This window comes from Amycolatopsis stemonae, from assembly GCF_054781455.1.
In genome coordinates, this window is sequence record NZ_BAAGUJ010000001.1 from 1,142,394 (window position 1) to 1,155,115 (window position 12,722).

Below are 12,722 nucleotides of genomic sequence, written 5' to 3' on the forward strand. Positions count from 1 at the left end.
TTGAGCACGTATCCTGGACCTCGTGAGCACGCTCAGTAACACAAGCACGTCGGGGGCGACCGCGAAGCGCCTCGCCGCGGGGACGGTGGCGCTCGGCGTCGCGACCCTCGGTTACGCCGTCGGCATCGAACGGCGCCACTGGACCCTGCGCACCGCGGAACTGCCGGTGCTGGCGCCCGGGGCGCGGCCGTTCACCATCCTGCACGTCTCCGACCTGCACATGCTGCCCAGCCACCGCAGCAAGCAGCGCTGGGTCGCCGCGCTCGACGAGCTGAACCCCGACCTGGTCGTCAACACCGGCGACAACCTCTCGCACCGGCAGGCGGTCCCGTCCGTGCTGCGCGCGCTGGGCCCGCTGCTCGACCGGCCGGGGGTGTTCGTCTTCGGCAGCAACGACTACTACGCGCCGAAACCCAAGAACCCGGCCCGGTACCTGATGCCGCAGGGCAAGAAGAAGCGCATCCACGGCGTCCAGCTGCCGTGGCGCGACCTGCGCGCGGCGTTCGTCGAGCACGGCTGGACGGACCTGACCCACGTCCGCCGCACCATCGACGTCGGCGGGCAGCCGGTCTTCGCGGCCGGCGTCGACGACCCGCACCTGCGCCGCGACCGCTACGCCGACATCGCCGGCCCGGCGGACACCCGCGCGGCCGTCCGCATCGGCGTCACGCACTCCCCGGAACCCCGGGTCCTCGACACGTTCGCCACGGACGGTTACGACCTCGTCCTCGCGGGCCACACCCACGGCGGCCAGCTCCGGCTCCCGGGCTACGGCGCCCTGGTCACGAACTGTGAGCTGGACCGCACCCGCGCCCGCGGCGCCTCCCGCTGGGGCGCCCACATGTGGCTGCACGTCTCGGCCGGCCTGGGCACCTCACCCTGGGCGCCCGCACGGTTCGCGTGCCCGCCCGAGGCCAGCCTGTTGACCCTGGTCCCGCGCGGGTCGGAGTCGCCGGAGCCGCGTAAGGCAGCCCGCCGAAAAGCCCGCGACACCGTCCGCTAGACTTCTGCACGACCCGTTAAGCAGTACCTCGGGGTGTGGCGCAGCTTGGTAGCGTGCCTCGTTCGGGTCGAGGAGGTCGTGGGTTCGAATCCCGCCACCCCGACGAGTAAGAGCCGGTGTCTTCGGACACCGGCTCTTCTGGTTTCAGCGGGTCGCCGTCACTTCGACCCAGCACTGGCTGAAGTCGCCGTCGCCGCCGCGGGTCCACATCCAGGCCGATCGGGCCGCGCTCGCCAGCTGGTCGCGGTCGCGGCCCTCTTCCTTCAGCGCCGCTTCCAGCCGCGTCTCGACGTATCTCGCCAGGTCGCGGTAGCTCATGTCCGAGCGGTAGCGGGCTCTCGACACCACCTCCGTGAACCCCGCCGTGACGCACTGGTCGGCGATCACCCGGCCCGCGAACGGGTTGCCGCCCGCGCGGCGGCGCAGCAGGTGGTGGCCGCGCAGGGCCGCGTCGACGTTCGCCGTCTTCGGGCGCAGGCGGGCCCGGCTCCAGTCCGATGTGGACAGAGCAAGCCTGCCGCCCGGCCGGAGCACCCGGCGCAGTTCCGCCAGCGCGTCCGACGGGCGGGCCAGGTGCTCGAACAGCGCGTGCGAGAACGCGACGTCGACGCTTTCGTCGGCGAACGGCAGGTCGTACGCCGACGCCACCACGAAGTCCACTGTGGAGCGTCCGGCCCGGCGCGCCGCGGCGCGCGCGAGCGCCACCTGACCGGCGTCGAGGTCCACCCCGGTGACCCGGGACTCCGCGGCGAGGCCGAGCGTGATCGAGCCGGGGCCGCAGCCGAGGTCCACCACCCACGTACCCGGTCTGAACAGCGCTTGGGCGAACGTCGCCCGCTCCGCGGCGGTGCGCGCGGACATCATCGAAACCGCGTCTCGCCCGTAGCCCGGCGCGTAACCCTCCAGCACCCCGCACACAGTACGGCCCGGAGGTGGCAGGATCGAGGGGTGAGCACGCAGTCAGCCAACCAATATCCGCCCGCGGTGGTCCCGGACCGGCTGTTCGACGACGCCGAAGCCGAAGCCCGCTGGCGCGCCCGCTTCCACGCCCCGCGCATCTCCGTGCCCGACTGGGCCCGTGACGCCGCCGACGCCAACGTCTACGTCTCCAACGCCAGCGGCGTCTGGGAGGTCTACGCCTGGAACCGGGCGACGGGCGAACACCGCCGCGTCACCGACCGGCCCAACGGCACCCTGCACGCGACCCCGTCCCCGGACGGCGCGTGGATCTGGTGGTTCGACGACACCGACGGCGACGAGTTCGGCTCGTGGGTGCGCGAGCCGTTCGCCGCGAGCGAAGGCACCGAACCCGAGAAGGCCGTCCCGGACGTCCACGACGGCTACCCGGCCGGCCTCGAGATCGGCACCGGCATCGTCGCGATCGGCGTCTCCACCGACGACGGCAGCGAACTCTTCGCCCGGATCGACGGCGAGACCCACCGCTTCTACAGCCACGCCGACGACGCCGGCATCGCGTCGCTCTCCCGCGACGAGAGCCTCATCGCGATTTCGCACTCCGAACACGGTGACTCGCGCCACCCCGCGCTGCGGGTGCTCGCCGCCGACGGCTTCGGCGTGGTCGCCGAGAAGTGGGACGGCGAGGGCAAGGGCCTGAGCGCCTTGGAATTCTCGCCGCTGCCCGGCGACCAGCGGCTGCTGGTGCTGCACGAACGCCGGGGCCGCGAGGAGCTGCTCGTCTGGGACGTCCGCGAAGACACCGAGACCGAGCTGGAGCTGGACCTGCCCGGCGAGGTCGTCGCGGGCTGGTACCCGGACGCGCGCGCCCTGCTGGTCGTCCACTTCCACGAGGGCCGCAGCTCGTTGTACCGCTACGACCTCGACACCGCCGAACTGTCCTCCGTGGACACTCCAGCCGGCCGGATCGGCGGCGCGGGCGTCCGTCCGGACGGCACCGTCGAGTACTCGTGGTCGAGCGCCGCCGAGCCGGCCGCGGTCCGCGCGCGGACGGCCGACGGCACCGACTCGGTGCTGCTCGAGCCGCCGGGCGAGCGCGCGCCGGGGTCCGAGCCGGTGACCGACGCGTTCGTCGACGGCGTCGGCGGCCGCATCCACGCGCTGGTGTCGCGGCCTTCGGACGCGCCGGAGGGCCCGCTGCCGACGGTGTTCTCGCTGCACGGCGGCCCGCACGCGGCGGACGAGGACCGCTTCTCGGCCTACCGCGCGACCTGGCTCGACGCCGGGTTCGCCGTGGTCGAGGTCAACTACCGCGGCTCGACCGGCTACGGCTCGGCCTGGCGCGACGCCATCGAGGGCCGGCCCGGCCTGACCGAGCTGGAGGACGTCGCCGCGGTCCACGACTGGGCCGTCCAAAGTGGACTCAGCGATCCGGCGAAGTGCGTCGTGAACGGTGCTTCGTGGGGCGGCTACCTGTCCCTGCTCGCGCTCGGCACGCAGCCGACGCGGTGGGCGGCGGGCGTCGCCGGGGTGCCGGTGGCGGACTACGTCGCCGCGTACGAGGACGAGATGGAGCAGCTGCGCTCGTTCGACCGGGCGCTCTTCGGCGGCGCGCCGGAGGACGTGCCCGCGGTGTACAAGGAGTGCTCGCCGATCACCTACGTCGACGCCGTGACGGCGCCGGTGCTCGTGCTGGCCGGCGACAACGACCCGCGCTGCCCGATCCGCCAGATCGAGAACTACCTGGACCGCCTCGGCGGCCGCGACCTGCACCACGAGTTCTACCGCTACGACGCGGGCCACGGCTCGCTGGTGATCGCCGAGACGATCAAGCAGACGTCGATCGAGGTCGGCTTCGCCCTGCGCGCCCTCGGCCTGCGCTGAGCCCGGAGCTGAGCGGCACCGCCGGTGGCGGTGCCGCTCAGCGCTCGGGGTGCAGGACGCCGCCGGTGGCGAAGCGGTCGGCGCCGACCTCGACGAGCGTCACCTGGACGCCCTCGGGCTTGCCGCCGCAGGTGCGGACGAACGCGTCCGTCAGCTCGCGGACCAGGGCGCTCTTCTGGGCGGGCGTGCGGCCGGGGAACATGGCAACGCTGATCATCGGCATGACGGGCTCCTGCTGCTAGGTGGGACGCCGCGAAGCTAGCACCGGGACGGCCGCCGCGTACTGCGGGACGAGCCGCGCGCCCAGGGTCGCCTTCATCTCCGTCATCTTCTTGCCGAACACGACCGCCGTGCGCCCGTGCGCGATCGCCCAGCGCACCGCCTCGCCGTAGAAGTGGAAGTAGAGGTTCGGGCGGCCGCCGTCCGCCGGGCCGAGCGCGCCCCAGTGCCGGGCGATCGGGCGCGCCGGGTGGTCGAACAGGGTGGCGACGGCGAGCAGCCGGCCCGTCCGGGTGTCGTGGTACTCGATCACCGAGACGTCCGGCTGCCGCAGCAGGGCCGTCAGGTAGCCCACGAAGTGGGGCAGCGGGACGATCGGCACGTCGTGGTGCTTGCGCTCGTTGTGCCGCAGCACCTCCGCGACGGCGACCGGGTCGGCCTCCTTCCCGGGCACGCACCGCACCGCGACCGACGCGTCCGCGTCGAAGGTGCGGAAGATCTTGCGCAGGTTCTGCTTCCGCTTCCGGGCCAGGGAGTTCACCCAGTCTTCGCGGGAGCCGAACGCGGAGACGTCCAGCACCGCGATGTCCTCGGTGCGCCGCACCAGGCGGAACCGGCCGCTGACCGCGGGCACACCCGCCTCGCCGACCTGACGCACCAGCATCCCGCGGAACCCGGGCCCGAGCTCGGCCCGCATCGCCGGGACGTACGTCTCGAGCAGCCTGGTCACCCCGCCGTCGTCACCCGGGTCCGCGAACCACCAGCCGGGCCGGGAGCTGGCGCCGGGGGCGCGGATGTCGAGCCCGCCGAACCAGCCCCGGCCGTCGCCCGCGAAGCGGTACCGCCGCGTCCGGCCGGTGACCCAGGCCGCGCTGACGACCCCGTGCGGCGTGGCGCCCTCGCGGAACACGGTCACCGGCTGCGGGGTCCGCGCGGCCCACGCCTGCGTCGCGAGGACCTCCCAGCTCCAGTCGGCCCGGAGGCCGGCTCGCTCCCGCAACGCCGTCCAGTACACCGGTTCCGCGTCGTGGCGCGGGTCGAGGACGTCGATCACCACCGCGTCACCGGCCTCGGCACGACCACGCCGGTCATCGGGCTCGGCGTGAACCCCAGCGACGCCTTGAGGTCGGTGACCCCGCGGCCCAGCGACAGGAACTTCCGGTTGTGCTCGATCATGTGCCGCACCCCGCGCACGACGACGTCGAAGTAGAGGTGCTTCGGGCGGCCGTCGGCGGGCGGCAGCGCGGCCCAGTGCTGGTGCAGCGGCATCACCGGGTGGTCGAGCAGGTCAGTGAAGGCGAGCAGGCGGCCGCGCTCGTCGTGGTAGGTCGTGGTGACGACGTCGGGACGGCGGACGAGCTCGCCGAGGTACTCCGCGGTGACCGGCCCGCGCTGGTCGAACTTCACCGGCCCCTTGGTTTCGCGGTGCGCGCGCAGCATGGCCGCCAGCTCTCCGGGGTCGACGTCGTCGCGGGCGGTTCCCTCGCGGACGACCACGCCCGGGTCGGCGGCGATCTTGCGGATCTGGCCGCGCAGGCTCGAGCGCCGGTTCCGGCTCAGCGACGCGAGCCAGCCGTCGAGGTCGGCGAAGGTGTTCTCCAGCACCAGCGCCGGCTGGATCTCGCGGACGAGGCGGCCGCGGCCGGCCACCAGCCCGGCGGTGTCCGGGGTGGCCGCGCGGTAGACCACGCCGAGACAGCCCGGGCCGGTCCGCCGGCAGGCGGCGCGTTCGAACCGGCGCAGGATCTCGCGGCGCGCGGCCGCGTCGAGCTCCTCGGCGAACAGCCACGCCGGGTAGCACGACAGCCAGGCGTGCTGGACCTCCAGCCAGCGCGGGCCCCACCGCGCCGGACCGCCGACCGGCCCCGGCTCGGCCCCGCCGGGCCGGCAGACCATGGCGAGCACCGCGGCGACGAGCTCGTCGCCGTCGGTCACCACGGTCAGCAGGTACGGGCTGCGGGAGGGCCGCGACTCCGTGCACAGCAGGCCGTAGTCCCAGGTCAGCGGCGCCTGCTGGGCGTCGAGGAAGGCGGCCCAGCCGGCGGGCTCGGGATCGGTGCGCGGGTCGAGCACCCGGACGGCGAAGGTCATCGGCCCAGCACCGGCCTCGGTACGGCCACCGAGAACAGGCTCCGCGTGCCGAAGCCCAGCGCGGTCTTCTCCGGCAGCATCGCGCGGCCCGCGGTCAGCTCCGGCCGTCCTTCGGCGATCATGTGGGCCACGCACCGGGCGTAACAGTCGACATAGAGCCCCTTCCGACCGCCGGCCGCGCTCGGCAGCGCGGCCCAGTGGTGCACCGCGGCCCCGCCGGGGTGGTCGAGCATCGTGTGGAAGCCGATCAGCCGCCCGGCGTCGTCGCGGTAGGTGCGGGTCAGCACGTCCGGCCGCCGGACGAGTGCTTCGAGGTACGCCGGTGCGACCGGGCTGCGGGTGTCCAGGTGCAGCCCGCCGATCCGCGACCGCTGCCCGCCCGCCCACGCGCGGTCGTCCTGCCGCGCGCGGTGCGCGTTGAGCAGGACGGCCAGCTCGCGCGGGTCGACGTCCGCGCGGCCGAACGCCGCTTCGGTGGCGACGTCGGCGTCGAGGTACCGCCGGACTTCGGGCGCGAGCGTCGCGACCCAATCGTCCACCGTGGAATAGCGGTTGACCAGCACGGCGGCCGGGTCGATTTCGCGCGTCACACGGCCGCGGCCGTCGAGCGCGGGGACCAGGTCCGGGTTCATCGCCCGGTAGACCACGCCGAGCAGGCCCGGGCCGACGTGCTCCCGCAGGGCTCGCTCGAACTCCCGGATCGCCGCCCGCCGCTCCGTGAAGCCGTCGTCGAACACGGCCGCCGGGTAGCCGCTCAGCAGCGGGAGGTAGACCTCGGCCCAGCGCGGCCGCAGCCGTCCGGCGGACAGCGGGCCGAAGTCCGCGGCCCGCCAGCTCCGGCAGACCATCACCGACAACGCGCCGACGATCGCGGAGCCGCGCCGCACGACGGCGAGCACCGGCGGGTTCTTCGCCAGCCACGCCTCGCGTCGCAGCAGTTCGTGGTCCCACACCGGAGGGAGGCACCGGGCCCGGAACGCGGCCCAGCCCTCGGGCGGCGGGTCGACCCGGGGGTCGTGGATGTCCACGTGCGACACCGCGGTCAGGGTCTTCACCGGCCCAGCACCGGCCTCGGCACGGCGGCCGTGTACACCGGCCGCGCCCGGAACCCCAGCTCCTGCTTGAGCTCGAGCATCCCGCGGCCCGCGGACAGCTCCTTCGCCCCGCGCCGCGCGAGGAACCGCACCGCGCGCACGTAGGAGTCGAAGTACAGGCCCGACCGGCCGCGCTCCTCGATCGGCAGCGCGGCCCAGTGCTGCAGGCTGGGGCTTTCCGGGTGGTCGAGCAGGGTGTTCACGGCGAGCAGCCGGCCGTCGGCGTCGGCGTAGGTGAGCGTGTGGACGTCCGGCCGCCGGACGAACCGGTGCAGGAAGCCGGCCGACGGCGGCGTGCGCGTGTCCAGCGGGAGCTTGCCGTAGCGCTCGCGGTGCGCTCGGATCAGCCCGGCCAGCTCGGCGCCGTCGAGGTCGTGGCGCCCCGGGCCGCCGCGCACCACCAGCGTCGAGTCCTCGGCGAGCCGGCGGTGCCGACGCCGCAGCCCGGATCGCCGGGAACTCGGCAACGTCGCGAGCCAGTCCTGTTCGGACCCGAACCGGTTTTCCAGCACGGCCACCGGGTCCACGCGCTTGACGAGCCGGCCGCGGCCGGCGAGCCCCGCGGCGAGGTCCGCGCCGAGCGCGCGGTAGACCACGCCGAGCAGGCCCGCACCGAACCGCCGGCCCAGCTGCCGCTCGAACTCGCGGACCAGCGCGTGCCCGTCGCGGAAGCCCGGGGCGAACACGATGCCCGGGTAGCCGCTCAGCCACGGCTGGCAGACCTCGGCCCAGAACGGCCGCAGCAAGCGCTTCCCGGGCCGCGGCGCGAACTGCGGGGACAACCGGGGCCGGCAGACCAGAACGGACAGCGCGGCGACGAGCTCGTCGCCTTCGGCCGCGACGACCAGCAGCTGCGGGTTGCGGGCGCCCCACGCTTCGACGCCCATCAGCTCGTAGTCCCACACGGGGTGCGGCCGCGCGGCCCGCCGGAACTCCGCCCAGCCCGCGGGCACCGGATCGACGCGGGGGTCGTGGAACGCGAACCTCACAGGACGACCGGGGTGCCGTGCCGCGGGCAAGGCGCGATCTCCGCGCGCACGCCGGCGGCCGGGATGACGTCGACGAACCGCGGGGAAGCCTGACGCAGCAACGTGACCGCGAGCCCGCCGGCGGTCGGGCGCGCGTAGACGTGCCGCCAGTCGAGGTGCCACCGCCCGCAGCTCCCCAGCGCACCGAGGTACCCGAGCACCGGGTCGTGCAGCACGCCGTACGGCCCGGCGTCGAGCGAGTCGAGTTCGCGGTGCGGCACGGCTTCGACGCGGTCGTCTTCGATGAAGGCCGCGAGCGCCTTGTCGTCGCCGACCGCGAGGACGCGGTGGCCCCGGTTCAGCACGGCGGTCAGCTCACGCAGTACCGACGTGCTCGGCGCGTCGGGATCGGTGACGCAGCCGCGGACGCCCTTCGGCAGGTCGGCCGGCGGGCGCAGGCCGTCCGGCCCGAGCAGGACGACCAGGCTGCCGGGCCCGGGCTCGCGGGCCGTCCGCAGCACCCGGCCGAGCCCGCGAACGGGCTCCGTCCGCTGGGCGCCCCCGGCGAGCGGGACCAGGTCGACGACCTGGTGCACGGCTTCCGCGAGCGGCGCCGCGCCGCCGTTTGTCCCGGTGCGCCCGGGCACCAGCACCGGGTCTTCCCGGCCGTCGAGCGCCCAGCGCTCCCGGTAGAACGGCACCGTCGCGAACGCCGAACGCACCGCCCGGACGTAGGCAGCACGCCAAAGGACCCCCGCCCCCAGATTCCACATGGCCGGGGAGTCTGCGTCATCCGCGCCCCGGACGGAAGGAGTTCACCGGAAGGACACCCCGAATGCCGGATGGGTTAATACTTTGGTCTGGGTCTGAACGGAGGAATTCGAAGTTCTGCCGTCGCAGAACGACGATCCGTCTGCTTATAACTCCGCCACACCGCATATCGGCAAGCTGGCTTACCGGATCCGTCTGGGGGATTCATGATCACTATTCGCACTGTCGGTGACCGAACGGACACAAAACCGGGACCACGCCCCGGGCGCCGCAGATGACCAGTCCTTTCCCGGGGCCGGCCCACAGTGGACTCACCGTAGTCATTCCGTGCTTCAACGAAGTCGAGAACGTCGGACCGTCCTATCGGGAAATAACCAACGAGCTGTCCGGCTATTCACTCGAACTGTTCTACGTCGACGACGGGAGCGTCGACGGGACGTTGGACGAGATCCGCGCGCTCGCGGCCGCGGACCCGCGCGTGCGGTATGTTTCCTTTTCACGGAACTTCGGTTTCGAGGCCGCTTTCTCGGCCGGCTACCGCTACGCGTCACGGCCGTGGGTCCTGCACATCGACGCCGACCAGCAGTTCCCCGCCGCCGAGGCGGAGAAGCTGATCGCGGTGGCCGAGCAGGGCAACGACGCGGTGTTCGGCGTCCGCACGAACCGCCAGGACCCCCGGCTGCGGCGCTGGGGCACCTCGGCGTTCCACTTCCTCGGGCGGCGCGTGCTGCGCATCGAAATCCCGCCGGGGGCCACGGCGTTCCGGCTGGTCCGCGCGGAACTGGCCCGCAAGATCGTCGACCTGCGGCTCGGCACGCCGTACTTCCTGGCCACCGTGCCCCGGCTGACCAGCCGGTACGCCTGCGTCCAGGTGGCCCACCGGGCCCGGGAGCGCGGGGAGTCCAAAGTGGGCTTCGGCTTCCTTTCGTCGCACGCCATCGAGCTGTTCGTCGGGTTCACGCGACGACTGACGACCGCGGCGTCGGCGACGGCCCTGTTCGCCGCGGGGATCGGCGTGCTGGCCGCGGGCGCGGCGGCCTTCGGGCTGCTCGGCGCGAGCGTCACGGCCGCGACGCTGTTCGCGCTGCTCAGCGTGCTGCTGGTCGTGCTGTCGCTGACCGTGCGCTACCTCGTCGTGGTCGGGGCCGGCCAGGCGCGGCCCCGGCAGTTCTACGTCCGGGAGGCGAACGTCGTCGTCGACGCCGAGGACCGGCTCTTCACCCCGGTGGACCCCGAGGGTCCCCGGCTCATCGATGTGCAACTGGGGAAAGGCGTTTCAGCGTGACGAGTTCGAAGAAGGACCCCGCGAGAACCCTGGTGATCCTGGGGGGTGCGGACGGTTCGGTCAGCACCTACGAGCGGGCGCGGGAGCTGGGGTTCCGCACGATCTGCGTCGACGTCCGGCCGGCCGCGCCGGCGGTGGCGTACGCGGACGAGTTCCTGCAGGTCAGCGTGCGGGCACCGGAGCAGATCGCGGCGGCGCTGGAGGGCCGCCGCGACCTGGCGGGCGTGCTGTGCCCGGCCAGTGACGTCGGCCTGCCGGCGCTGGCGTGGCTGACCCGCCACTGGGGCATGCCGGATCCCCTGCCCGAGTACGCGGTCCGGGCGTCGACGGACAAGGCCGTCTTCCGCGCGCTGTCCGACCACCTGGGCCTCCCGAGCTACCGCAGTGTCGACGGCCGTCCCGGCCCGGAGCTGATCCACGCCGCCCAGCAGCTGCGGTTCCCCGCGCTGGTCAAGCCGGTCGACTCCTCCGGCAGCCGCGGGGTCGTCTCGTGCGCGGGCCCGGGCCGGCTGGCCAACGCGTTCACCGAGTCGCTCGCGTTCTCGCCGTCCGGGCGCCTGGTCGTGGAGGAGCACCTCGACGGCTCGCACTTCACGATCGAGGCGCTGGTCGTCGACGGCCGGATCGTGTTCCACGCCGTCACCGAGCGCGTGCTCACGCCGCCGCCGTTCTTCGTGACGTCGTCGCACCTGCTGCCCGGCGAACTGCCGGCGGACGTCGAGCTGCGGCTGATCGAGGCGCTCGACCTGATCTGCACCGAGCTCGGCTACCGCACCGGCCCGCTGACGCTCGACGCCGTGCTCGGCCGCGACGGGCAGCTGTACCTCATCGAGATGGGCGCGCGCATGGGCGGCAACGGGCTCGCGGAAGCGATCGCGCACTGCCACGGCGCCGACCTGATCGCGGCCGGGATCGCCGCCGCCACCGGCGGCGAGGTCCGGCTGGACCTGCACGAGCCGAGGCCGACGCTGGTGCACATCCTGGCGTCCGACCGCGGCGGGCACCTGTCCCGGGTGGACGGTGTGGACGACGTGCGCGCGATGCCCGGCGTGGTCGGCCTGCACCTGTTCGCCGACGCGGGGTCGTTCGTCCGGCCCTACGAGCAGGCCGGGCACAAGCTCGGGTACGTCGTGCTCACCGCCGGTTCGGTGCCGGAACTGCTCGCGTGCGAGAACGCCGTCCGCGGCACGCTGAAGTTCCTGCTCCACGACCAGGACATGGCGGTTCCGCTGCCGTGACCGTGCCCGCCACCGCCCCGCCGGTCGCGGCCCCGCCGCGGCCGGCGGTCGTGCTGCGGCTGCTCGCCGGCCGCGGTGTCTTCCGGTTGTCGGTCCAGGCGATGGGCCTGGTCCTGATCACCGCGTGGGGCGCGCACGACTACGGGCGGTTCGCCAACGCGCTCGGCCTGATGACCTGGCTGAACTTCGTGCCGGCCGCAGCGGAGAAGTCCGCGCTGAAGGCGTTGCCGCGGTTGAGCCGGACGCGGGACGCCGTCGCGGCGCTCGCGGTCCGGCTGGCCGCGGTGCCGGTGCTGGCGGTGCTGGCCGCGACGGCCGTCGCGCTGGTCGCCGCCCCGGCGTCGGACGCGGCGCTGTACCTGACGGCGGCCGCGTGGTCGATCTCGGGCGGACTGCTGATGACCGTGTCCGGTCTGCACCGCCTGCGCGGGAAGTCCACTTTGGACGCACTCGCGTTCACCGCGGGCTCGGTCGTGGTCGGCGTCGTGACCTGCGTGACGTGGGCGGTGCGCTGGTCCCCCGGCACGCACCTCGCCTTGCTGCTCGCCGGGATCCTCGTGCTCCTCGGTGTTTCGGTGGCCCTGCTGCCGAGACCGTGGTTGCGCGGCGGCGGGGTGCCGGGGCACCGGCTGCTGCCCGCGTTCGGCCGCAGCACCGTGCTGCTCGGCCTGACCGAACTGCTCGACGTCATCTCGACGTCGGTCGTGTTCGCCGTGCTCGCGCTGTCCGGGCGGACCACCGACAGCGGGCCGTTCTACCTGGCGCTGCTGGCGTCCAGCGCGTTCTGCTCGCTGCTGTACTACCAGCTCAAGCTGCACCAGCCGGCCGCGTCACGCCGGCTGCGCGGCACCGGCGCGGCCGCCGGGCGCGCGCGGGCGGTTTCGCTGCTGCGGCTGGTCGAACGGGCCGGGATCGGCGTCGCCGTCCTGCTGGCCGCGGGTCTCGCCATCCCCGGGACCCGCGGCCTGCTCACGGCCGAAGACGCCTACGTCGTCCTCGGGGTGCTCGTGCTCGCCGAGACGGCGTTGTACGCGATCGGCCTGTACGCGGGTTTCCTCATCGAAAACACCAACAGCAGGGTGCTGACGCTGACGTCCGGCACGGCCGTCGTCTCGCTCGCCGCCACCGCCGTCGCCGCGGCGCTGCTCGTCCCGCCGCTCGGGCCGGTCGGCGGGTTCGCCGCGCTCGTCCTCGCGCTCGCGGTCAAGGCGGCCGTCCTGCGCCGCCTGGTCCGCCGCTACTGAAACTGGGAGA

General features: G+C 73.7%; 12 protein-coding genes and 1 tRNA gene. 6 read left to right on the top strand and 7 right to left on the bottom strand.

Annotation, left to right across the window (positions count from 1 at the left end):
* The first annotated feature begins 22 nt into the window (after positions 1–22).
* Both ACYVLJ_RS05665 and ACYVLJ_RS05670 read left to right on the top strand, forming a co-directional pair.
* Complete coding sequence (locus ACYVLJ_RS05665) at positions 23–1,003, top strand: metallophosphoesterase (protein ID WP_451969387.1); 981 nt, start codon at positions 23–25, stop codon at positions 1,001–1,003.
* Positions 1,004–1,032: 29 nt separating this feature from the next.
* Positions 1,033–1,106, top strand: a tRNA-Pro gene (locus ACYVLJ_RS05670).
* Positions 1,107–1,147: 41 nt separating this feature from the next.
* On the opposite strand, the gene ACYVLJ_RS05675 is transcribed toward ACYVLJ_RS05670, so the two are convergent.
* On the bottom strand, positions 1,148–1,912 hold the full coding sequence (locus ACYVLJ_RS05675) for a class I SAM-dependent methyltransferase (protein WP_460437959.1): 765 nt from the start codon (positions 1,910–1,912) through the stop codon (positions 1,148–1,150).
* Between the two features lie 39 nt (positions 1,913–1,951).
* Here ACYVLJ_RS05675 and ACYVLJ_RS05680 point away from each other — a divergent pair, with 39 nt between their 5' ends.
* Positions 1,952–3,802, top strand: coding sequence for a S9 family peptidase (locus tag ACYVLJ_RS05680; protein WP_451969390.1), 1,851 nt, complete (start codon positions 1,952–1,954; stop codon positions 3,800–3,802).
* 37 nt (positions 3,803–3,839) lie between these two features.
* On the opposite strand, the gene ACYVLJ_RS05685 is transcribed toward ACYVLJ_RS05680, so the two are convergent.
* Genes ACYVLJ_RS05685 through ACYVLJ_RS05710 form a run of 6 tightly spaced genes read right to left on the bottom strand, consistent with a single transcriptional unit; the run spans position 3,840 to position 8,896 of the window.
* Positions 3,840–4,025 (bottom strand): tautomerase family protein, encoded by a 186-nt coding sequence (locus ACYVLJ_RS05685; protein ID WP_460437960.1) that lies wholly within the window; start codon positions 4,023–4,025, stop codon positions 3,840–3,842.
* A 15-nt stretch (positions 4,026–4,040) separates the two neighbouring features.
* Complete coding sequence (locus ACYVLJ_RS05690) at positions 4,041–5,078, bottom strand: GNAT family N-acetyltransferase (RefSeq protein WP_460437961.1); 1,038 nt, start codon at positions 5,076–5,078, stop codon at positions 4,041–4,043.
* A complete protein-coding gene (locus tag ACYVLJ_RS05695; protein ID WP_460437962.1) occupies positions 5,072–6,112 on the bottom strand; it encodes a GNAT family N-acetyltransferase in 1,041 nt (346 codons plus the stop codon). The genes ACYVLJ_RS05690 and ACYVLJ_RS05695 overlap by 7 nt, the downstream gene beginning before the upstream one ends.
* The gene (locus ACYVLJ_RS05700; protein ID WP_460437963.1) at positions 6,109–7,167 is read right to left on the bottom strand and encodes a hypothetical protein; all 1,059 of its coding nucleotides are present in this window, start codon (positions 7,165–7,167) and stop codon (positions 6,109–6,111) included. The genes ACYVLJ_RS05695 and ACYVLJ_RS05700 overlap by 4 nt, the downstream gene beginning before the upstream one ends.
* Positions 7,164–8,195 (bottom strand): GNAT family N-acetyltransferase, encoded by a 1,032-nt coding sequence (locus tag ACYVLJ_RS05705; RefSeq protein WP_460437964.1) that lies wholly within the window; start codon positions 8,193–8,195, stop codon positions 7,164–7,166. The genes ACYVLJ_RS05700 and ACYVLJ_RS05705 overlap by 4 nt, the downstream gene beginning before the upstream one ends.
* The gene (locus ACYVLJ_RS05710; RefSeq protein WP_451969887.1) at positions 8,192–8,896 is read right to left on the bottom strand and encodes a hypothetical protein; all 705 of its coding nucleotides are present in this window, start codon (positions 8,894–8,896) and stop codon (positions 8,192–8,194) included. Before ACYVLJ_RS05710 ends, ACYVLJ_RS05705 begins: the two co-directional genes overlap by 4 nt.
* 323 nt (positions 8,897–9,219) lie before the next feature.
* On the opposite strand from ACYVLJ_RS05710, the gene ACYVLJ_RS05715 reads away from it, so the two are divergent.
* Genes ACYVLJ_RS05715 through ACYVLJ_RS05725 form a run of 3 tightly spaced genes read left to right on the top strand, consistent with a single transcriptional unit; the run spans position 9,220 to position 12,712 of the window.
* Entirely contained in the window at positions 9,220–10,230 is a 1,011-nt protein-coding gene (locus ACYVLJ_RS05715; RefSeq protein WP_460437965.1) for a glycosyltransferase family 2 protein, read from the top strand.
* Positions 10,227–11,468: an ATP-grasp domain-containing protein gene (locus ACYVLJ_RS05720; protein ID WP_460437966.1), complete on the top strand. Its 1,242-nt coding sequence runs from the start codon at positions 10,227–10,229 to the stop codon at positions 11,466–11,468. The genes ACYVLJ_RS05715 and ACYVLJ_RS05720 overlap by 4 nt, the downstream gene beginning before the upstream one ends.
* The gene (locus tag ACYVLJ_RS05725) at positions 11,465–12,712 is read left to right on the top strand and encodes a hypothetical protein (RefSeq protein ID WP_460437967.1); all 1,248 of its coding nucleotides are present in this window, start codon (positions 11,465–11,467) and stop codon (positions 12,710–12,712) included. Before ACYVLJ_RS05720 ends, ACYVLJ_RS05725 begins: the two co-directional genes overlap by 4 nt.
* Positions 12,713–12,722: the final 10 nt, after the last annotated feature.